The 20,425-nt window shown below is 68.0% G+C and carries 18 protein-coding genes and 1 riboswitch; of the genes, 8 read left to right on the forward strand and 10 right to left on the reverse strand.

Annotated elements, in window-relative coordinates; genetic code table 11:
• Positions 1–158: 158 nt before the first annotated feature.
• A complete protein-coding gene (locus GAS53_RS18825; RefSeq protein WP_151478790.1) occupies positions 159–1,124 on the reverse strand; it encodes a PaaX family transcriptional regulator in 966 nt (321 codons plus the stop codon).
• 734 nt (positions 1,125–1,858) lie between these two features.
• Between GAS53_RS18825 and GAS53_RS18830 the strand changes: the two genes are divergently transcribed.
• A complete protein-coding gene (locus GAS53_RS18830; protein WP_151478791.1) occupies positions 1,859–3,109 on the forward strand; it encodes a glycoside hydrolase family 5 protein in 1,251 nt (416 codons plus the stop codon).
• Between the two features lie 228 nt (positions 3,110–3,337).
• Here GAS53_RS18830 and GAS53_RS18835 read toward each other — a convergent pair whose 3' ends face one another.
• From GAS53_RS18835 to GAS53_RS18845, 3 genes are all read right to left on the reverse strand, one after another.
• Entirely contained in the window at positions 3,338–4,528 is a 1,191-nt protein-coding gene (locus tag GAS53_RS18835) for an acyl-CoA dehydrogenase family protein (RefSeq protein ID WP_151478792.1), read from the reverse strand.
• 177 nt (positions 4,529–4,705) lie between these two features.
• On the reverse strand, positions 4,706–5,473 hold the full coding sequence (locus tag GAS53_RS18840) for a CbtA family protein (RefSeq protein WP_151478793.1): 768 nt from the start codon (positions 5,471–5,473) through the stop codon (positions 4,706–4,708).
• Between the two features lie 29 nt (positions 5,474–5,502).
• Positions 5,503–5,727 (reverse strand): CbtB domain-containing protein, encoded by a 225-nt coding sequence (locus GAS53_RS18845; protein ID WP_151478794.1) that lies wholly within the window; start codon positions 5,725–5,727, stop codon positions 5,503–5,505.
• A gap of 36 nt (positions 5,728–5,763) precedes the next feature.
• Positions 5,764–5,905: riboswitch (cobalamin riboswitch) on the reverse strand.
• A gap of 131 nt (positions 5,906–6,036) precedes the next feature.
• On the opposite strand from GAS53_RS18845, the gene GAS53_RS18850 reads away from it, so the two are divergent.
• Positions 6,037–6,609 (forward strand): histidine phosphatase family protein, encoded by a 573-nt coding sequence (locus GAS53_RS18850; RefSeq protein WP_151478795.1) that lies wholly within the window; start codon positions 6,037–6,039, stop codon positions 6,607–6,609.
• 205 nt (positions 6,610–6,814) lie between these two features.
• On the opposite strand, the gene GAS53_RS18855 is transcribed toward GAS53_RS18850, so the two are convergent.
• From GAS53_RS18855 to GAS53_RS18870, 4 genes are all read right to left on the reverse strand, one after another.
• Positions 6,815–7,186 (reverse strand): four-helix bundle copper-binding protein, encoded by a 372-nt coding sequence (locus GAS53_RS18855; protein ID WP_151478796.1) that lies wholly within the window; start codon positions 7,184–7,186, stop codon positions 6,815–6,817.
• A 152-nt stretch (positions 7,187–7,338) separates the two neighbouring features.
• Entirely contained in the window at positions 7,339–7,734 is a 396-nt protein-coding gene (locus GAS53_RS18860) for an ArsR/SmtB family transcription factor (RefSeq protein WP_151478797.1), read from the reverse strand.
• A gap of 180 nt (positions 7,735–7,914) precedes the next feature.
• Complete coding sequence (locus tag GAS53_RS18865) at positions 7,915–9,651, reverse strand: SulP family inorganic anion transporter (RefSeq protein WP_151478798.1); 1,737 nt, start codon at positions 9,649–9,651, stop codon at positions 7,915–7,917.
• A complete protein-coding gene (locus tag GAS53_RS18870; protein WP_151478799.1) occupies positions 9,648–9,989 on the reverse strand; it encodes an ArsR/SmtB family transcription factor in 342 nt (113 codons plus the stop codon). The genes GAS53_RS18865 and GAS53_RS18870 overlap by 4 nt, the downstream gene beginning before the upstream one ends.
• A gap of 363 nt (positions 9,990–10,352) precedes the next feature.
• Here GAS53_RS18870 and GAS53_RS18875 point away from each other — a divergent pair, with 363 nt between their 5' ends.
• The 3 genes from GAS53_RS18875 (at position 10,353) to GAS53_RS18885 (ending at position 14,540) form a co-directional block, all read left to right on the forward strand.
• On the forward strand, positions 10,353–11,702 hold the full coding sequence (locus GAS53_RS18875; protein WP_151478837.1) for a glycoside hydrolase family 43 protein: 1,350 nt from the start codon (positions 10,353–10,355) through the stop codon (positions 11,700–11,702).
• Between the two features lie 109 nt (positions 11,703–11,811).
• Positions 11,812–13,011 carry a right-handed parallel beta-helix repeat-containing protein gene (locus GAS53_RS18880; protein ID WP_318722793.1) on the forward strand — a complete coding sequence of 400 codons (1,200 nt, stop codon included), beginning with the start codon at positions 11,812–11,814 and terminating at the stop codon, positions 13,009–13,011.
• A 191-nt stretch (positions 13,012–13,202) separates the two neighbouring features.
• Positions 13,203–14,540: a glycoside hydrolase family 43 protein gene (locus tag GAS53_RS18885; protein WP_225858990.1), complete on the forward strand. Its 1,338-nt coding sequence runs from the start codon at positions 13,203–13,205 to the stop codon at positions 14,538–14,540.
• A 636-nt stretch (positions 14,541–15,176) separates the two neighbouring features.
• Here the strand turns inward: GAS53_RS18885 and GAS53_RS18890 are convergent.
• Positions 15,177–16,367 carry an epoxide hydrolase family protein gene (locus tag GAS53_RS18890; RefSeq protein WP_151478801.1) on the reverse strand — a complete coding sequence of 397 codons (1,191 nt, stop codon included), beginning with the start codon at positions 16,365–16,367 and terminating at the stop codon, positions 15,177–15,179.
• A gap of 63 nt (positions 16,368–16,430) precedes the next feature.
• Here GAS53_RS18890 and GAS53_RS18895 point away from each other — a divergent pair, with 63 nt between their 5' ends.
• Positions 16,431–17,387, forward strand: coding sequence for a helix-turn-helix transcriptional regulator (locus GAS53_RS18895; RefSeq protein ID WP_151478802.1), 957 nt, complete (start codon positions 16,431–16,433; stop codon positions 17,385–17,387).
• 192 nt (positions 17,388–17,579) lie between these two features.
• On the opposite strand, the gene GAS53_RS18900 is transcribed toward GAS53_RS18895, so the two are convergent.
• The gene (locus GAS53_RS18900) at positions 17,580–18,530 is read right to left on the reverse strand and encodes an SDR family NAD(P)-dependent oxidoreductase (protein ID WP_151478803.1); all 951 of its coding nucleotides are present in this window, start codon (positions 18,528–18,530) and stop codon (positions 17,580–17,582) included.
• Between the two features lie 412 nt (positions 18,531–18,942).
• On the opposite strand from GAS53_RS18900, the gene GAS53_RS55220 reads away from it, so the two are divergent.
• Positions 18,943–19,107: a hypothetical protein gene (locus tag GAS53_RS55220; RefSeq protein WP_192583169.1), complete on the forward strand. Its 165-nt coding sequence runs from the start codon at positions 18,943–18,945 to the stop codon at positions 19,105–19,107.
• A gap of 229 nt (positions 19,108–19,336) precedes the next feature.
• Complete coding sequence (locus tag GAS53_RS18905) at positions 19,337–20,164, forward strand: helix-turn-helix transcriptional regulator (RefSeq protein WP_151478804.1); 828 nt, start codon at positions 19,337–19,339, stop codon at positions 20,162–20,164.
• Positions 20,165–20,425: the final 261 nt, after the last annotated feature.

Below are 20,425 nucleotides of genomic sequence, written 5' to 3' on the forward strand. Positions count from 1 at the left end.
GGCGGCGAGGAGCGATGCATGCGATCTGCTCTGTGCGCGCCACCTGACTGTGAACGCTCCCACATCGCTTCGAATGACAGAAGAGTCGCGATCGGACCCTCATCTGTCAATCGCTGCGACCCAAATCCCTTTGAACTCAGGGGTAGGCCGTCGGGCCGTCAGCCGTGGCTGTGACCGATACCAGCACTCATGCCGGCGATCGTGTGGGCACGGATGTCGAGGTGCGGACCGTCCGTGGACCGGGCCGCCACCGAACGGACGTGTTCCTGGGCCGGTTGGGCCAGACCGTCGTACACCGCGACGCACACTTCCCGCGCTCGGGACCGAGGCCAGTCGGCCGGCAGCAGATCGATGGGCAGCAGGGGGTCCAGCACCGGGAAGTGGCGGTAGGTGTTCATCACCTCGGTGCGGGCGCGCACCGCCGCGGCGCCGGTGACGCCGCCAGCACTGATACGGGGCAGCAGGCTGCTCCACCGCCGGATGAAGATCTCGTACTGGTCGGCGATGCCGGGCAGGTCCCATGCCTCGATCGGGTTGCGGTTGGCCTCCGTCTCGAGATCCACCTGTCGCGCGCGGAACACGCTCACCGCTCCCAGCGCCAAGTCGGCCAGTTCGGCACGCCCCTTGGGGGTGAGGGGGTGCGGCGACGCCCAGACCGCGTCGTACAGCGGCGCGTACCCCCGCCACCGCAGCGCTGTGCGCAGCGCACGCCGTCGCGTGCTCTCCCGTTCCGGCACGGAGAAGGCGACCAGGGTCCACCATCCGTCCCATGAGTCGGGTTGCGTGGTGAACGTGGCGATCGACGCACCGCCGCTCCACAGATCGACAGCGGCCTCCCGTGTCAGCCGGTACGAGCTGTACCGCCCCTGCCGACTGCCCTCCAGCACCCCTCGACGCACCAGCCTGCTGATCGTCGTACGGGCGGCTCCGGCGGCCACGTCGAACTCCCCCAGCAACGCCACGAGCGCCGCCGCCGGCAGCCAGGCCCGGGCCGGAAACGTGTAGTCAGCGATCAAGGTGACCGTCAAACCCGCGGGTGAACCGCCGGCCTGCCAGCGCGGCAACCGCATCGGCCGAGTGCCTTCGCCAGAGAAGATCTCCTCGAGGTGGGACAGGTTCGCCAAGGTCTGCTCCGACGCGTCGAATACGGCGGTCCCCACTGTAACGGCCCAGCCCAACGCCCAGACCTGACTTCGACGTTGGCCGCCGCCACCCTGTCCACCGAGGCCTCCGACAGCCACCTCGCGCCAGGGAACGCACACCCGAACATCACCTGACTGACATGGTTGAATAACAGTTCGATGCCCGGTCGGACGCTGAGTGAAGCGTACTTCCGAGCAACAGAGGGATCTCGCCTGCCGCCCTGGCTGCGAGTGCCAGGACGGTCCGCCGTCATTGCATCAACGGGGCGGCGGGCGTCTGGGCCGGATGTAGCCGGCGAAGTCCAGGCCACCCCCAAAGCGCAGCACACGGTCAGGCCACCATCGGCGACCACGCGATGAGCCTGTTCCGGACCCCGGGACACACTGTGCACGTTCACACTAGTTCGCGCGCAACACTTGAAACGATCTCCAGCATGCGCTTACATCGGCAAGCGTTTGACCGTGTACGTTCACAGTCTTGATGCAGGACCACACGTCCTCATGTTCCCCCAGGACCAAAGGAGGACCTGTGGTCAAGCGGCAAAGTGGTCGCGCCGAGTCTGCCGAGTCCGCCGAGCTGCTCCGCACACGCGCGAGCGCTTCCCACTCATGATCACCGGGAGCGTACGACCATGCCATGACCACCCACCACCGCGCCCAGGCAGGTAGATCTACTTGGTTTTGACACCCTCAAGACTGGAAGAGAGGGAATACCCATGGTTTCACCAGCAGGGAAGATCAGAGCCATTTTCCTTGCCGCCGTGTTGGCGGTCGCCGCATCTGTCGCCGGCCTGACGAACCAGGCATCGGCCGACACCACGACACAGCTGAACGCCTCGCAGATCGTCGCCGACATGGGCGCCGGCTGGAACCTGGGGAACCAGATGGAGGCCAACTCCAACGGATATCCCAGCGAAACGGCATGGGGCCAGCCGACCATCACGCAGGCCCTCATCGACAAGGTGAAATCCGCAGGATTCAAAACAATACGAATCCCGGTCTCCTATCTGGGACACATAGGTCCCGGCCCGGACTACACGATCAACGCCGCCTGGCTGAACAGGATCCAGGAAGTCGTCAACTACGCCTACAACCGTGGCCTGTACGTGCTGATCAACATGCACGGCGACGGCTACAAGACCATCCAGGGCTCCTGGCTGATCTGTGACTCGTCCAACCAGACGGCGATCAGGGCCAAGTACCAGAAGGTCTGGCAGCAGATCGCGACCAGGTTCCAGAACTACGACCAGCGCCTGATCCTGGAGTCCATGAACGAAAACTTCGACGGTCAATTCGGCCGCCCCACCCAGCCGTGCTACTCGAACATCAACAGCTACAACCAGATCTTCGTGGACACCGTCCGGAGGACCGGCGGGAACAACGGTTCAAGGTGGCTGCTCGTTCCCGGCTGGAACACGAACATCGAGTACACCGCAGGGAACTACGGCTTCGTGCTGCCGACCGACCAATATCGCTCCCCTTCCATCCCCAGTGATGAACAGCGCATCATGATCTCCGTTCACTACTACGATCCGTGGGACTTCGCCGGAGAGGAAAGCGGCACCATCACGCAGTGGGGACGAGCAGCGACCAATCCGTCAAAGACGTCTACCTGGGGACAGGAGGACTATCTGGACGCGCAGTTGAAGAAGATGTACGACAAATTCGTCGTGCGGGGATATCCGGTAGTCGTCGGTGAGTACGGTGCGATCGACAAGTCATCGTTCGATTCATCGAACTCCAGGTATCGTGCAGACTACGTGCGCACCGTCGTGTCCACCGCCAAGAAGTATGGAGCGGCCACAGTCTACTGGGACAACGGCGCAACCGGACGGTACGGGTTCGGCCTATTCAACCGACATTCCTATGCGGTGACCCAGCAGGGCATTATTGATGCCATCATGAGCGGCGTTGGTGGCGGTGGTGGCAGCCCGGGCCTACCTCTCCTCCGGCGCTTGGACGATTAGGAACGCCAGAACCGGGCGATTCTACGCCGACTCCGAACCGAACAACGCCGTCATCTGGAACTCCGGCGAAGTCACCCCAGATTCGCTATGGAGGCTCGAATCAATCTCCGGAGGATTCCGAGTCAACAACGAACAATCCGACAGGCACTACATGTACGGGACCTCGGCCGGCGAAGTGAAATGGCCAGAAATCCTAAGTGCCAACTAAGAATCCTCGTCACAGTCAGGCTAACGCCGTACCCGTGGCATCCCCAGACCGATCCACGAGATGATCTCCCGCTGGATCTCGTTGTTCCCGCCGCCGAACGTGAAGATCACAGCCGATCGGTAGCCGCGCTCCAGTTCGCCGTGGAGCACCGCGCCCGCCGAGCCCTCCTTGAGGACGCCGGCCACCGCGACGATCTCCATGAGCCAGGCGTACGCGTCCCGGCGCGCCTCGGAGCCGTACACCTTCACGGCGGAGGCGTCCTGGGGGGTGAGGGTGCCCTCCTGGACGGCGTTCACCATCTGCCAGTTGAGGAGTTTCATCGCGTCGAGCCTGGTGTGGGTCTGGGCGAGGCGGCGGCGTACCCAGGGCAGGTCGACGACGCGTCGGCCGTCGGCGAGCTTGGTCTCCATGGCCCAGCGCTGCACGTCGTGCAGGGCGCGGATGGCCATGGTGCCGTGCGCGGCGAGGGTGACGCGCTCGTGGTTGAGCTGGTTGGTGATCAGCCGCCAGCCCTTGTTCTCCTCGCCGACGCGGCGGGAGACGGGGACGCGGATGTTCTCGTAATAGCTGGCGGTGGTGTCGTGCGAGGCGAGGGTGTTGATGATCGTGCAGGAGTAGCCGGGGTCGGAGGTCGGCACGAGGAGCATGGTGATGCCCTTGTGGGGCGGGGCGTCCGGGTCGGTGCGCACCGCGAGCCACACCCAGTCCGCCGTGTCGCCGTTCGTCGTCCAGATCTTCTGGCCGTTGACCGTGTAGTGGCCGGTCGTCTCGTCGCCCTCCCGGACCGCGCGGGTCTTCAGCGCGGCCAGGTCCGTGCCCGCGTCGGGCTCGCTGTAGCCGATCGCGAAGTCGATCTCGCCGGAGAGGATCTTCGGCAGGAAGTACGCCTTCTGTTCGTCCGTGCCGAACTGCATGATCGTCGGGCCGACCGTGTTCAGTGCCATCAGCGGCAGCGGTACGCCCGCCTGGGCGGCCTCGTCGAAGAAGATGAACTGTTCCATCGGGGTCAGGCCGCGCCCGCCGTACTCCTTCGGCCAGCCCACGCCGAGCCACCCGTCGGAGCCGAGCCGGCGGATGGTGTCGCGGTAGAAGCGCTTCTGCTCCGCCGGGTCGCCGTAGCGGGAGTAGACGTTGTCCGGCACCAGTTCGGTGAAGTAGGCGCGCAGTTCGGTGCGCAACCGCTGCTGCTCCGGCGTGTATTCGAGATGCACGGCGCCTCCTGGCTCCCACTGGTCCGCTGACAGGGCCCAGGCCACCCGGGCCTGACGGCGCACACCGTAGAACGTGTTCCAGAAATTGGGAATGCCGGTGACGTACGTACCTGCGTGCTCGCACGAAGAGGGTCCCCGGATCGGTGATCCGGGGACCCTCTTCGGTGAGCGAACCGATCAGTGCGCGACGGGAGTTGCCCGTGCTTCGGGCGCCTTCCCCTCGGCCGTGGCCGGCTTGGGAGCCAGCAGGCGCTCCGCCAGCACCCCGAAGACCAGGCCGTACACGGTCCACAGGGTCGCCTGGATGGCCAGGGTGGCCAGCCGGTACTGCCACAGCAGGGTGGCGGGGAAGCCCTCCGGAGCCTCGTTGAACGACGGCAGGAACGCGTATGCCAGGCCGACTGTCAGGACGAAGAACGCGCCCGCCGCGACGCTGGCGTTCCAGTTGCCCAGGCGTGCGGCGAGGCGTTTGCCGAGGATCACCGCGGCGACGGTCAGCAGCACGCTGAGCACGATCATCAGGAAGAACAGCGCGGTGCGCTGGTTGAGGGTGTCGGGGTCGCCGACGGCGGGCGGGTTCGCCGGGTACTTGAGGAACGGCACCACGTAGACCGCGAACAGCCCGGCGGCCGCCAGCAGCAGTGCGCTCGCGCGCGGCCCGAAGCGGCCGATCCTGCCGAGCGCGAAGCAGTACGCGAGGGCGGCGATGCCGCCGAACGCGACCCCGTAGACGAGGATGCCGGTGGCCAGGCCTCCGGTGGACTGCATCGCACGGGTGACGAGTTCTTCGCCGCCGTGTTCGTGGGCGTGGGCCTCCTCGAACGCGATCGCCTCGTCGACGCGCGGTTCGGCCAGGAAGTAGGAGACGACCAGGGCGAGCACGCCCGCGGCGAGACCCGCGAGCATGCCACGCACCAGGAGGTTTCTGACGGTGACGGAGTTCATGGAGTTGTCCTGTCGGTTCCTTGTCGCCGTCAGTGGCAGGGGAAGCCGAGCAGGTGGCGGGCGTCGTGCACCCACTCGTGCACGCCTTCGCCGGAGACCAGGGAGGTGGCGCCCTGTTCGGCGCCGACGAAGTAGAGCAGCACCAGCATCAGGATGCCGAAGAAGACCGCCCAGGGGGCGATCGCGCCGATCGGCAGCTTTGCGGGTACGGCGGGGGTGGTTGCGGTCGGCTGGGCGACGGCGGACTGCGCCATGGCAGGACCTCCTGGGGGAACTCGCGTCCCATCTCGGTGGTGCACAGGACGACGGCCACGGGTCTGACTTGCTCGACCTTCACCGCCCCTGGTGGGAGCGGTTGGTACGGGGCTTACAGTGGCGCGACCGTGCCGGATTCTCACCGGCTTCCGTCGAACCGTCGTCAATATCGACGAGAAGGTACCGCGAAGCGGAAGCGCGGCCAAGGGCGCACGGGGTGCCGGGGCGTGCGCCGGTGTCCTGGCCATGACACCAATTCCCGGTACTGACAGGGGTGTTGAGCAGTTGGGGAGCACGGGAGTGAGCCGATGACCTGCCGAGTGATGTTGATCTCACCAGCGATCAGTGCGGCGCTGCGGGAGGCTCGTTTCGACGATGAATGTCCTCTCGACGCGGCCGGGCTGCGGCTCGCGCGGTCCGCCGCGGGCTCGCTGCCCGCCCCTGACCAGGCGTTGGCCTCGCCCACCGTGCGCTGCCGGGAGACGGCCACGGCCCTCGGCCTCGACGCCGTCGCCGAACCGGAGTTGGCCGGCCTGGACGTGGGCCGCTGGCGCGGGGCCACCCTCGCCGAGGTGAGCGCCGGCGAACCGGAGGCCGTGGGGCGATGGCTGGCGGACCCCGCGTCCGCCCCGCATGGTGGCGAATCGGTACGTGCGCTGTGCGAGCGCGTCGCGAAGTGGCTCGAGGCGGCCGCCGGTTCGGGCACGGGCCGTATCGTCGCCGTCGTCGAGCCGGAGATTGTACGGGCCGGGGTGGTACGAGCGCTCGGGGCACCGGAGTCGGCGTTCTGGCGCGTCGATGTGCCGCCGTTGACCGCGACGGAGTTCAGCGGGCGGGCGGGGCGCTGGAATGTGCGGGTCGGGCGGGCGCTCGGGGAGTGAGCCAAGGGCCTGCCCGGAGTGGGATCAGGGGCCGTGCGCGGCGGACCACCGCGCTGAGCGCCCACCGCTGCGCCGGAGTTCGGCTTCGCCGACCTGCCATGCCACGCCGCTCATCGCGCTGCGGTGCCCCGTCGCCCCGGGCGAGAGGCTCATCTCTGGGCGCGGACCCGTTGGCCCTCGGCCGCCTCAACCCTGGCAGAGCACGTCACCTCAGCAGGGTGAGGAACTCCGTGCAGGCGCGTGCGCAGTCGCGGCAGGCCTGGGCGCCCTCCTCGGCGCCGGGGCTCCGGTCGAAGACGTGCGCGGTCTCCAGACAGACCGCGCGGCACCATTCGACCTGGGCACGCACCCCGGCCTCGGCCTGCGCGCTCTGTTCGGCCAGGGCGCGGCAGGTCGCGTCGCAGACCTCCGCGCACAGGATGCCCTTGCGCCGCAGCTCCTGCTGGTCCTCGGGGCCGTCGAGATCGGCGAGGCTCGCGCGCAGAGCGCACACCCGCGCGCACTCGGTACAGGCCTGCGCACAGGCGAACCGGTCCTCGAGGAAACGGACGAGTTCCTGTTGCTCTGGTACTGACACGTGGTCCGGGTAGCCGGACACCGGCACGCCAAACCCGGCGGTTGCAGACCTGTTTCGGAGCGGGGCGATCTGCGGGCGAAGGACGCTGCGTCAAGGCGGAGTTCATGACGAGCCAGGTCCCGCGGGCTGTCGTGGACGACGGAAAACCGCCACTACGACGGCTTCTTCTCCCCCCGAGCGTCTCCCTGCGCATCCCCCGGCGCATCTTCCCGCACATCACCCTGCGCGGCCTTCAGATCGGCGAGCAGTTCGGCCTGTCCCGCCAGGACCCCGGACAGGATGGTTCGCGCGATCCTGAGCAGTTCGGCCACGTGGGGGCTGGTCAGCGAGTAGTAGACGTTCAAGCCCTCCTTGCGGGTGACGACGAGATTCGCCCGCCGCAGCACGGCCAGCTGCTGGGAGAGGTTCGCAGGCTCGATGCCCACCTCGGGCAGCATCTCCGCCACGGCATGCTCCCGCTCACTCAGCAGTTCGAGGACACGGATGCGCGCCGGATGCCCGAGCGTCTTGAAGAACTCGGCCTTCAGTTGGTACAGCGGCGTACTCATACGGCCGCCCCCACCCCTGCCGGGCAGCTCAGCCGCACTACCCGGCCCTCGGCGCACCGCGTCCACGCACTCGTCACACGCATGCGCCCCATCCTCCCCCGGGACACCGACGGAACCGAATCCGCACTCGAACGGAGGCGCGCCTGAGTCCGGCCGGTGCCCGGCATCCGGGGGCGGCCCCTATCGCGCCGCCTCCTCGTTCGCCGCGCGGATGTCCGGAGTGGACGCCGGCGCGGGGACGAAGGGCAGGAGTCCGGCCAGCGCGAGGTGATCGCGGGCGCCCCGGATCGCCTCGGGAGTGGTGGCGTACTCGCGGCCCTCCAGACGAAGGAGGTCGAGCGCGCCGACGGAGTCCAGGACCTGGCGCTGTCCGGGACGGATGCCGGAGGTCATGACGACGATGCCGCGCCGGTGGAGCTTCTGCACCGCGTCCTTGAGGACGAGCGCGCCAGTGGCGTCCATGGTGCTCACCCGGGACATGCGCAGGATCACGACCCGGACGTCGGCGACCTCGCTCAGCTCCAGCAGGAAGCGGTGCGCGGCGGCGAAGAACAGCGGTCCGTCGATGCGGTACGCCACGATGTGCTCGGCGAGGAGCGCGTGTTCCTCGGCGCTGTGATCACCGCGGTCGAGCTCCACCTGGTCGAGGCGGGCCTGCTTGGCGACCGCGCGCAGCGCGAGGGCGCCCGCCACGACGAGACCGATGATCACGGCGTAGACGAGGTCGAGGACGAGCGTGGCGACGGCGGTGAGGACGAGGATCACCGCGTCGGAACGGGTGGCCTTGACCATCGCCCGCAGCGCGCCGACCTCGACCATCCGGATCGCGGTGGCCAGCAGCACGCCGGCCAGTGCGGCGAGCGGGATCCTCGACACGAGGGGCGCCGCCGCGAAGACGATCACCGCCAGAATCGCGGCGTGCGTGAGCGCCGCAAGGCGTGAGCCCGCGCCCGTGCGCACATTGACCGCGGTCCGGGCGATGGCGCCCGTCGCGGGCACCCCGCCGAACAGCGGCGCCGCGATGTTGGCGAGCCCCTGTCCGAACAACTCCCGGTCGGGATCATGCTTCTGCCCCACTGTCATACCGTCCGCGACCGAGGCCGACAGCAGCGACTCGAGCGCCGCCAGCGCGGCCACCGCGACGGCGGGGGCGAGCAGCGAGCCGAGCGTGCCCGGGTCGAGGAAGCCGAGCGTCGGTGCGGACAGCCCGGACGGCAGATCGCCGATGGGCGTGGCCGCGTCCAGATCCGCGAGCTGCGCCACGATCGTGGCCGCGATGACGGCGAGGATGGAGAAGGGAATGGTCGGCCGCCACCGCGCCCCGACGAGCATGACCACGGCGACGGCGGCCGCGAACAGCAGAGCGGTCCAGTTCGGGTGGCCGGCGAACTCCTCGATCGCGCGCCAGGTGACCACCAGTACGCGGTCGCCCTCGGGCGCGGCGACGCCCAGCGCGTTCGGCACCTGCTGAAGTCCGATGACGCACGCGATGCCGAGGGTGAACCCCTCGACCACGGGCGCGGGCACGTACTGCATGTACTTGCCCGCCCTCAGCGCCGCCAGCGCGACGAGCATCAGGCCGGCCATCAGCCCGACGGTCAGTACGCCGGTCGACCCGTGCTGGGCGACGATCGGCACCAGGACCACGGTCATGGCCCCGGTCGGGCCCGACACCTGCAAGTTCGAACCGCCGAAGACCGCGGCAAGCGCACCGGCGACGACCGCGGTGGCGAGGCCCGTCTCCGCGCCGAGGCCGGAGGAGACACCGAAGCCCAGGGCGAGCGGCAGCGCGACGATTGCCACGGTGAGCCCGGCGAGCAGGTCCCGCCGTGGGGTACGTCCCATCTCCGTCAGGTCGGTGCGAGTGGGCAGCAGTGCGGTGAGCCGGGTCCGGACCCGGTCGAACCCCGATTTCATCGCGCGGTTCCCTCGGCTTCCCGCAGTTCGGCCAGCAGCTCGTTCTGTCCGGACAGGACCTCGGTCAGGATGCGGCGGGCGGCTCGCAGGAGGTCCGCGACGTCGCCGCCGGCCAGCTCGTATATCACCGTCGAGCCGTCGCGCGTCGCGGTGACGATGCCCGAGCGGCGCAGCACCGCCAGCTGCTGCGACAGACCGGAGGCTTCCGTCCGGGTCGCGGCCAGGAGGTCGCGCACCGGGGTCGGTCCGTCCTGCAGCAGCTCCAGGACCCTTATACGGACCGGATGCCCGAGCATGCGGAAGAAATCAGCCTTGGCCTGGTAGAGCGGAACCGACACGACCCCTCGACTTCCCACTTCGGACGCCCACCCCCGGGGCACGCGGAACGCCACGCCCACGGCTACCTGCGGGCACGACGGAGTCAGCATCCAATTAATTGCGAAGTTTTGCAATTAAGCATCTATCGAGACCGTCGCACAGCAGAGCCGGAAGTGGCCGGGCGTGTCGAAGTTATTGACGTGGCCACACCTGCATCCTACGGTCTGACCGGTTTACCGAACCATGTTCGATATCTCGATCAGCCATAGCGGGTGCGAGCGCACACGGGACACCGCTAGGCACCCCACGCCCGGGAGATCTCCATGAGCCGCAGTCGCAGACCGAGCCACACCGCCCGCCGAGGAATCCACCCGCTCCTCGGTATGGCCATGGCGCTGATCCTCGCCCTGGCCGCCACCGTGACCGCGGGCACCCAGCCCGCCCGCGCCGCCGACTCCGCCTATGTGATGGGCTACTTCACCGAGTCCCCGAACGGCGCCGGCACCGACTACGGCCTGCACCTGGCCGTCAGCACCGACGCGCGCAACTGGACTCCGCTCAACCAGAACAACCCCGTGGTCACCCCGACGCAGGGCACGGGCGGTCTGCGCGACCCGTTCATCATGCGCAAGCAGGACGGCACCTTCGTGGTGATCGCCACCGACCTCAAGGGCACGGACTGGACCCAGCAGAACGAGTACATCCACGTCTGGGACTCGACCGACCTGCGCGGCTTCACCAACTACCGCCGGGTGAAGATGCACTCGATGGCCACGCACAGCTGGGCCCCCGAGGCGTTCTGGGACGCGAGCCGCGGCCAGTACGGGATCATCTACTCGGCCGTCAACTCCAGCGGCCACAACGTGATCATGGTGAACTACACCACCGACTTCCGGACCGTCTCGTCGCCCCAGGTGTTCTTCGACCCCGGCTACGACGTGATCGACGGCAACATGACCACGAACGTGAACGGCGTCAACTACCTGTATTTCAAGGACAGTTCCAAGCAGACACTGGTCGGCGCCAGGTCCACGTCCCTGAACCCCGGAAGCTTCCGGCCCTTCAGCACCGCGGTCGCGCACGGCGGCACCGAGGCCCCGATCGTCGTCAAGTCCCCGACGTCGAACGGCTGGTTCCTGTGGGGCGACACGTACACCCCCAACGGCGTCTTCTACGCCTGGCAGTCCGCCGACCTCGCCAGCGGCACCTGGGCCCCGGTCGACCAGCGCCAGTACACCCAGCCGGTGAACTCCAAGCACGGCACGATCGAGGAGATCACGACAGCGGAGTACGACAACCTCCTGGCCCGCTACGGTTCGCCGTCGTGGAACCGGCTGAAGTCCTACAACTTCCCCGACCGGTACGTACGGCACGCGAACTACGCCGGCCGCATCGACCCGTACCCGTTCGACCCGTACACCGACGCGCAGTGGAAGCTCGTGCCCGGCCTGGCCGACGGTTCCGGGGTCTCCTTCCAGTCGGTCAACAACCCGACCCGCTACCTGCGGCACAAGAACTACCAGCTTGTCCTGGAGCCCGACGACGGCACGACGACGTTCGACCAGGACGCCACGTTCTACCGGACGGCGGGCCTGGCGGACTCCTCCTGGTCGTCCTTCCGCTCGTACAACTTCCCGGACCGCTACATCAGGCACTCGGGATACGTCCTGCGCATCGATCCGGTTTCGACCGCCACCGACAGGTCCGACGCCACGTTCCTGGTCGGCCGCTGAGCCCTCGGCCCGACGCCGCCCCGCGCGGGTCCGCCCACCCCGGCAACCAACCCGGGGTGGGCGACCACTGACCCGCGACACCATTCGGATCGGCAACCAAGGAGGCCTCGTGCGCATCGCGGGCATGCTCACTGGGACAGCACTGAGTGCCGTGTTGACGACGATGGCGATACCGACGCCGGCGGCCGCCGCGTCGACCATCGTCGTCGCCGTCAACGGGAACGACTCCGCCGCCGGCACGCTCGAACAACCACTGCGGACCATCCAGAAGGCCGTCGACAAGGCGAAGCCGGGTGACGCCATCGTCGTGCGGGGCGGTACCTACGCCCTGACCGACAACATCACCATCACCACCTCGGGAACGGCGTCGCAACCGATCTCCCTCGGCGCGTACCAGGGCGAGCGGGTCGTCATCGACGGCGAGAAGCTGCCCGCCAGCCACACGCCCGTCGGCGGCAGCATCCCGCGCGCCGAGCGCGGCGCGATCCACCAGGAGGCTTCCTACTGGAAGGTCTCCGGGCTCGAGATCGTCAACGGGCCGTACGGGTACTACTGCGACAGCTGCAACAACAACGTGTTCTCCCGTCTGACCACGCACGACAACTACGAGTCCGGCTTCCAGCTCCAGGGCGCCTCGAGCAGCAACCAGATCCTGAACCTGGACAGTTACGGAAACCGCGACCCGCGCAAGAACGGTGAGAGCGCGGACGGTCTCGCCATCAAGGAAGGCAGCGGGAGCGGCAACGTCGTGCGGGGCGCACGGCTGTGGAACAACGTCGACGACGGCTACGACGCCTGGAAGTTCACCTCGCCGATCCTCGTCGAGAACACGATCGCGTACGGCAACGGCTTCAACCGCTGGAACTTCCCGGACTTCGCGGGCGACGGCAACGGCTTCAAGCTGGGCGGCGGAAGCCCGGCCCCGGCGGTGGCCCACACCCTGCGCAACTCGGTCGCGTATCGGAACGCGGCGCACGGTGTCACCGACAACCACAATCCGGGTGCCCTGGCACTGAGCCGCAACACCACGTTCCGCAACACGGGCACGGGCTTCGACGCCGACGGCTCGGGCGGAAGGGCCGTCCTCACCGGCAACCTCTCCATCACGGACGCACGGCCCGCCGCTCTCGGCTCCGGCTCCACATCCAAGGGCAACTCGTGGGATCTGGGCGGTAGTTGGGGCGATTCCTCTGTCGTGAGTACGAACACGGGCGCCATTACCGGGCCTCGTACGTCCGACGGCTCCCTGCCGCCGGCCCGGGACTTCCTCGTGCCCAAGGACGGCACGGCCATCGGAGCCCGCTTCTGAACGCCCCTTGGGCCCCGGGACGGACGACCCCGGGGCCCAAGGGACTGGCACCACCAGCACCACCAGCGCAGTCGGAACAAGGAGAGCCGCACATGATCACGCCAGACAGCCCCTACAGACCCGCCATCACCCCGGACGCGACCGGTGCCTCCCGGCCCTTCGCGCCCTCGCGTCGAAGCCTGTTGCGGGCGATGGCCGCCCTGCCCGCCTCGGCGCTCGTCGTGGGTGGACTGCCCGGCCTGCTCGGGACAGCGGCCGCGGCAGCACCGCCCCGCGGCTCCGCCACCCGCTACACCATCGTGCCGTTCCTCAACAGCAACGACGGCACCGTGAACGTCTACCAGTCCGACGACGCGACGGACTTCCGGCTCCTCAGGGCGTCCGCGTACACACCGCCGGCGGGCCGGATCCGGGACGCCAGCGTCATCAAGCACACCGACGGCTACTACTACATCACCTACACCACGCACACCTGGCAGGACACCAGCACGACCATCGGCTTCGCCCGCAGCTCGGACCGGACCAACTGGACGTTCCTGTACGACTACACCGTCCCCATCGCGAACCTGTCGCGCGCCTGGGCGCCGGAGTTCTTCGTCGACAGCGACGGCAGCGTCAACATCCTCGTGTCCTGCTCGACCACCAACGATGAGTGGATCTTCACTCCGTATCTGCTCAGGGCCACCAACTCCGCGCTCACCGCGTGGAGTTCACCGGTGGCACTGTCCGGCATCGGCGCCAACCACATCGACACTTTCGTCGTGAAGATCGGCTCGACGTACCACGCCTTCACGAAGAACGAGACGTCGAAGTACATCGAGTACGCCACGGCCACCGCGCTCGCCGGCCCGTACACCATCCGCAGGACCGGGAACTGGGCGGGCTGGGGCGGCACGCGCGAAGGCGCCGCGCTGGTGCAGCTCGACAACGGCGCATGGCGGATCTTCTTCGACGGATACGGCGACGGCAGCTACTACTACAGCGACAGCTACGACACGTTCGCCACGTGGAGCGCGCCCAAGAAGCTGCCGGGCATCTCCGGCACCGCGCGCCACTTCACCGTGATCAAGGAGACGGTGTCCGGCGGGGTGACCCTGCCGACCGGCGTCACCCGCTTCCTCCGCTCCGGCAACTTCACCACCCGCTACTGGCAGGAGCAGTCGGCCCTGCTCAACCTGCCCGTGGTGACCAGCTCCAGCACGACCGCGGAGAAGCAGGCGTCAACGTTCACCATCGTGGCGGGCCTCGCCGACGGGAACGGCTACTCGTTCCGGAACGCGGCCGGCAACTACCTGCGCCACTGGGACTTCCGGGCCCGCTTCGACGCGAACGACGGCTCGTCGACGTTCGCCAGGGACGCGACGTACATCGCCCGGACAGGTACGGCAAGTGGCTCCGTGCGCCTCGAGTCGTACAACTACCCCGGCTACTACCTGCGCCATTACAACTACCAGCTCCGCGTGGACCCGTCGGACGGCACCGACCTGTTCCGGCAGGACAGTTCGTTCGTGGCCGTGAACCCGCTCTGACCTTCGCGGCAACCTTGGCTGACGGGAGCCGTTGCACATCGGCTGCACACTTGTGGCGGCCAGCTGTGGAGCGGTGGCCGCTTGCCTGACGAGTTCCGAGATCATGACTTCCTCCTGCTCTTCTGGCCAGTGACGGCTGAACCTGGTGCACGTTCCCTTCGTGCACCAGGTCGGTGGTCACGCGCGAGGTCGGCGTGACGTCTCTTCCGCTGTGAACGCGGTATCAAGGCCGCCTCAGGCAAACCGGGAGGCGCCGGGATGCCGTACAACTCCTCGAAGGAAGCCGGTGCGTTCTCCCAGTCCACTTCCAGAGCGAAGCCGTACGTATCCAGCGTCTCGGCGAGCGTGCCGTGCCTCATCCGCGCCTGAACGCTCCGGGGCGGAACCCCAGCAGCGATCAAGACAGCGTCCATGAAGTCCCGCAGGTCCGGGAGTCCAACCGCTCCTCCTGCGATGACGCAGTGCACGAGCAGACGGTGGCGCCGTCCGCAGCTCCATGTGCGCCGCGTATTTCTCCACGAGGAATGACCCCATGGGGATCACTGAGTAGCTGTGCGCGGTCTTCAGAGGCACTGCCTTACCGCGCTGCCGCTGCTCCGACACCTCCAGCTTCTTCAAGCGGCACTCGCTGTGAGATCAGCGCAGGTCGCGGAAGAACTCCCTGACGTCGCGGGTCAGCAGGTCGGGGGCCTCCAGGGCCGCGAAGTGTCCGCCGCGGTCGAACTCGCTCCAGCGGACGACGTTGTTGGCTTCTTCGGCCCAGTGCCGGATCGCCGTGTCACCGGCGAAGTTCGCCACCGCGGTGGGCACTCCAGAACGCGTGAGGGGGAACCACCCGGCCTGGGCGTACTTGCCTCCCTCGTAGTACATCCGGGCTGCCGACCCTGCTGTCGCGGTCAGCCAGTACAGCATCACGTTGGTGAGCAGGGTGTCCCGGTCGACCGCGTCTTCGGGCAGCTCGGCGGAGGGGTTGGACCACTCCTTGAACTTCTCGATGATCCAGGCGAGCTGGCCGGCCGGCGAGTCGGTCAGGCCGTACGCGACGGTCTGCGGACGCGTCAACTGGATCGCCATATAGCCGGAGCCGACAGCGGCGAACATGCCGATCGCCTCAAGGCGCTGCCGCTCCTGGTCCGTCAGCTTGGCCACCACATCCTCCGGCGCGGGGCCCATCGGCTGGAAGCCGACGTTGGCGGCGTTCACGTGGATCCCGATGACCGACTCGGGCGCGACCCGGCCGATCTCCGGCGTGATCAACGCGCCCATGTCGCCGCCCTGGGCGGCGAAACGCTCGTAGCCGAGGCGGTGCATCAGCTCCACCCACGCCCGGGCCACCCGGTTCGGATTCCAGCCCGCCTCGCGGGTGGGACCGGAGAAGCCGAAGCCGGGAACGGACGGGATGACCAGGTGGAAGGCGTCGGCCGCATCGCCGCCGTGAGCGCGCGAGTCGCTCAGCGGGCCGATCACGCCGAGGAACTCCACGATCGAGCCCGGCCAGCCGTGGGTGAGGATCAGCGGCGCCGCGTCCGGCTCGGGCGAGCGCACGTGCAGGAAGTGCACCTGGGTGCCGTCTATCTCCGTCACGAACTGCGGGAACTCATTCAGTGCGGCCTCGTGCTCGCGCCAGTCGTAGCCATTGCGCCAGTAGTCGACCAGCTCGGCCAGGTACCCGGTCGGGACACCGAGGTCCCAGCCGGCGCCGGGCAGCTCGTCCGGGAAGCGGACCCTGGCCAGGCGCTCATTCAGATCGTCGAGGTCGGCCTGCGGGATCTCGATCCGGAACGGACGGATCTCGGTCTTGGTGTCAGCGGTGTTGTTGTTCGTCATGCCCTCCATGACATCCCCTATTGCGGAAGGATCCATTCCGCAATAGGGGTAAAGTAACGCAATGTGATGACCGTCTCGGCCCGATTGCTCCAGGTTCTGTCCCTGCTGCAGGCCCGCCCCTCATGGACCGGGCCGGAGCTCGCCGAGCGGCTTGGGGTGAGCGCGCGCACCGTGCGCAGCGACATCGACAAGCTGCGCGAGCTCGGCTACCCGGTGCACGCGCTGCCCGGCGTGGGCGGCGGTTACCGGCTCACGCCCGGGGCAAAGCTGCCCCCCTTGCTGCTCGACGACGACGAGGCCACCGCCGTCGCGATCGGCCTGAACGGCGCCACCGGTGGCGCCGTCGCAGGGATCGAGGAAGCGGCCACCCGCGCGCTGGCCAAGCTCGAACAGGTCCTGCCCTCGCGGCTGCGCCACCGGATCAGCCTCCTGCGCGCCTCCACCGTCACCCCCAGACACGGCGGACCGGTCGTCGCCCCGGAGGTCCTGACCGCGATCGCCGCGGCCTGCCGTGACCACCACCGCCTCCGCTTCGACTACCGCACCCACGACGGCACCGACCAGCGCAGGGAGATCGAGCCGTACCGGCTGGTGCACCTCGGCCGTAAGTGGTACCTCGTCGGCTGGGATCCCGGCCGCGCCGACTGGCGCACCTTCCGCGTCGACCGGATACAGCCCCGCACCCCCACCGGGCCGCGCTTCACACCCCGCGAGCCCCCGGAGCAGGACCTGACCGCCCACGTCGCCAAAGGCGTCGACGCGGCACTCACCCGCTACCGCGCACGGGTGCTCGTGCACAAGTCGGCCACCGAACTGGTGCAATGGCTGACCCCGGCCACAGTCGTCGAAGCCGTCGACGACCACACCTGTCTTGTCCACGTCGGTGCGGAGACTCCGCACATGCTCGCCGCACACATTCTCGTCATCGACGCCGACTTCGAGGTCGACGGTCCCCCCGAACTACTCGACGCCCTCCGCACGATCGGCGACCGCTGCCACGCGACACAGCAGCGGCGATGAGAGAGGAGCGGCTCACCCAGGCCCATCCACGAAGAGCCGCTTCTCCGCACGTGACCGCAAGTCGCCGCAGCGAGATCGGTCACGGGACGTCACTGGCCAAGTAGCGCTCAGAGAGGCCAACTATCGGGCATGTGACTGAGCGCCACAGTTGGCCAACCTGAGGACGCTTGTTGGCCGGCGCGCGCCTGGGGGCTATCCGGGGATGGTACCGAGGTCGACGCCGGTCAGGTCACGGCTGGCGTCCCACAACTGCACCGCGACGGAGGTGTCGGCGAGGTGGTTCCACACCGGTTCACGCTGGGGCTTGCCACGCAGGCTGAAGACGCGCGGTCCCCACAGCTGCCCTCCGCGCACGGTCGGGTCGAGCACTGCTCGGACCGCGGGCCATGCGCCGGCGTGCTTGCCCTGGACGAGGAGGGCGGCTGGTGCCCCGCAGAGCCGCGCACCAGCGGTCCGCACATGGACTGGCGGGCGTGACGGGGTCAGGGAGTCCAGCGCGCCGCCGGGATGGACCACCACGCTTGCCACCGTGCTGTCGACGGCGCGCAGGTGGCGGTCGAGTTCGAGGCCGAAGTACATCTGCGCCAGCTTGGAGCGTCCGTAGGTGCGCTTGGGCCGGTAGTCCTTCTGGGACTGCAGGTCGTCGAGGTCGAGCCGCTCGGACTTCGCCGCGAAGCTGCCCATGGTCACGATGCGGGCCGCCGGTGCGGCCGACAACAGCGGCATCAGCCAGTGGGTCAGCGCGAAGTGCCCGAGGTGGTTCGTGCCGAACATGAGCTCGTGACCGTCCCCGGTCTCCCGGCGCGGCGGATCGTCGAGCGCGACGCCGGCGTTGTGGACCACCGCGTCGAGGCATTCCACATCCAGTGATTCCACCGCTGTTCTGAGCGACGAGAGGTCGGCGAGGTCCAGCCGTACGGCCCGCACCCGCGCGCCAGGGGCACGCGAGCGGATCGAGGCCGTGGCGACTTCGGCCTTCGCGGGATTCCGGCTGCCCAGTACGACAGTGGCTCCGGTTGCGGACAACTGCTCCGCGACGAAGTACCCGATGCCGGCGTTGCCGCCGGTGACCAGGAAGACGCTGCCATCGGCACGCGGCAGCCGTTGAACATCCCAGGGCAGGATGGAGGATGTGGACGACATGTCGGCGGGGCTCCCTTGCTGGTGAAGGCGGCTGCGGCTGCCTTGCAGGGCAGCTCGACGCCCACGGTTCCAGCGGCCCCCGACACATCGCCTACGGATCACCGACAGCCCCGCCGGACGGCCGAGATCCTGCCGACGCGGTGCTGCCCGTCGCAGCCCACCGTTGCCACTGAGCGTCACGGTGGCCAACTGGAGCACTGAATGGCCAACTGTGGCGCTCAGTCACAGGGCAACGTCGCAACCACTGTGACCGTCATCGATAGTTGGACAGCCCTCGCCGTGGCGCACCAGATCACGGGACTGCTGATCAGCGGTACCTGGCGGCAGCTGTCAGAGATAGTTGGCCACGCAAGCCTCTGAACCCGAGACTTCGCCGACATTCAGGGCGAGTGGAGACAGCCCTCATTCGCCGATGGGTGCCCGAAGCGGCGACGCCGTCAGATGCCAGCGGGCGATCTTCCAGTGGGTCACGTGGTGCAACGAGGAACGGCTCCACTCCGCCCTCGACTACGTACCGCCCGCCGAGTACGAACGCGACTGGTGGCGACAACAGGAAGCCGCCCCGCAGTACGCCTGAAACAAGATCACCGGACTCTACGAAACTCGGGGCAGCTCACCCTGCCGCTCCGGTAGGTCTCGAGCCAGTGGTCCGGGTGTTGGGGACGGTACCCGTCCGACAGGCAGATGCGCAGGCCCGGGCGAGCCGACTGAAGCCCAGCCAGGGACAACTTGTCCGCGGTTAAAGTGGGCCTTCATCTAGTTTTCGGTTCGCGCCAGGATGGGTGTGTCGAACAGGGGGGCGGACGATGGACCGGGTGTTGCTGGCGGATTTTCTCCGCGCACGTCGTGAGGCGTTGCAGCCGGAGGATGTCGGGCTTCCTCGTGGGCAGCGGCGCCGTACCGGCGGGTTGCGGCGCGAGGAGGTGGCGGCGCTGGCCGGTATGTCGGCCGACTACTACAGCCGGATCGAGCAGCAGCGTGGTCCGGCCCCGTCGGAGCGGATGCTCGTTGCGCTGGCCCGGGCGTTGCGGCTCAGCCTGAGCGAGCGTGACCATCTCTTCACTCTCGGCGGCATCCCTGCACCCCAGCGGATCATACGAGATGATCATGTCGGTCCCACGATGATGCGGATCGTCGGCGGCCTCATGAACGTGCCGGCGATGTTGATGTCGCGCTTCGGTGAGACGCTCCTGCAGACACCTCCGGCGGTCGCACTGCTCGGTGACTTCACCCGCTACTCGGGCCTGTCCCGGTACCTGGTCTACCGCTGGTTCACCGGCGATCCGCAGGTCCGCGGCCTGTATCCGGTGGAGGACCATCCGCGGCGGGGCAGGGTTTTCGCCGCGGAGATCCGGGACGCCTACACGGCCGATCCCACGGGTAAGGCCGGTGAGATCGTCGCGGCCCTGCTCGAGGCCAGTTCGGAGTTCGCGGAGATCTGGCGGTTGCACGAGGTGGGGGTGACCCATCACCACGACCTCAAGCGCTACCTGCACCCCGAGCTGGGGGAACTGGAGCTCTACTCCGAGATGCTGATGGATCCCGAGCAGTGCCAGCAACTGCTGGTCTTCACCGCCGTACCCGGTTCCCCCAGCCGGGGCAAGCTGCAGATGCTGTTCGCTGTCGGTCCCTAGCAGCAGTCGCCGCCCTCTCACCCTGTGATGCCGCTTCGAAACCGGAGTGTCCTTCAGCCTTCCAACGCTTCAAAACTGAAGCACATTGCGTGGAGTGATCGTTGGGGTCGCGTCTCCCGATTGGCGGCCGAGTCGGCGCGGGATTCCAGAGGGTCAGGTCTGCTGAGCCGCCCAACGGCAAACCCTCGCCTGCCAAACCCGGAACTTCTGGGCCCGCTGATTCCACGAATGACCAGATCAGACCCAACCAGCTAAGAAGGC

The sequence above is a fragment of the Streptomyces albicerus genome (assembly GCF_008905045.1).
GTDB lineage: Bacteria > Actinomycetota > Actinomycetes > Streptomycetales > Streptomycetaceae > Streptomyces > Streptomyces albicerus.

Coding starts and splice junctions, on each gene's coding strand:
- GAS53_RS55220 (WP_192583169.1), top strand. CDS start 18,943: ATGGGTGCCCGAAGCGGCGACGCCGTCAGATGCCAGCGGGCGATCTTC.
- GAS53_RS18890 (WP_151478801.1), bottom strand. CDS start 16,367: ATGACGAACAACAACACCGCTGACACCAAGACCGAGATCCGTCCGTTC.
- GAS53_RS18840 (WP_151478793.1), bottom strand. CDS start 5,473: ATGAACTCCGTCACCGTCAGAAACCTCCTGGTGCGTGGCATGCTCGCG.
- GAS53_RS18850 (WP_151478795.1), top strand. CDS start 6,037: ATGACCTGCCGAGTGATGTTGATCTCACCAGCGATCAGTGCGGCGCTG.
- GAS53_RS18885 (WP_225858990.1), top strand. CDS start 13,203: ATGGCCGCCCTGCCCGCCTCGGCGCTCGTCGTGGGTGGACTGCCCGGC.
- GAS53_RS18900 (WP_151478803.1), bottom strand. CDS start 18,530: ATGTCGTCCACATCCTCCATCCTGCCCTGGGATGTTCAACGGCTGCCG.
- GAS53_RS18830 (WP_151478791.1), top strand. CDS start 1,859: ATGGTTTCACCAGCAGGGAAGATCAGAGCCATTTTCCTTGCCGCCGTG.
- GAS53_RS18845 (WP_151478794.1), bottom strand. CDS start 5,727: ATGGCGCAGTCCGCCGTCGCCCAGCCGACCGCAACCACCCCCGCCGTA.
- GAS53_RS18875 (WP_151478837.1), top strand. CDS start 10,353: ATGGCCATGGCGCTGATCCTCGCCCTGGCCGCCACCGTGACCGCGGGC.
- GAS53_RS18865 (WP_151478798.1), bottom strand. CDS start 9,651: ATGAAATCGGGGTTCGACCGGGTCCGGACCCGGCTCACCGCACTGCTG.
- GAS53_RS18860 (WP_151478797.1), bottom strand. CDS start 7,734: ATGAGTACGCCGCTGTACCAACTGAAGGCCGAGTTCTTCAAGACGCTC.
- GAS53_RS18905 (WP_151478804.1), top strand. CDS start 19,337: ATGGACCGGGTGTTGCTGGCGGATTTTCTCCGCGCACGTCGTGAGGCG.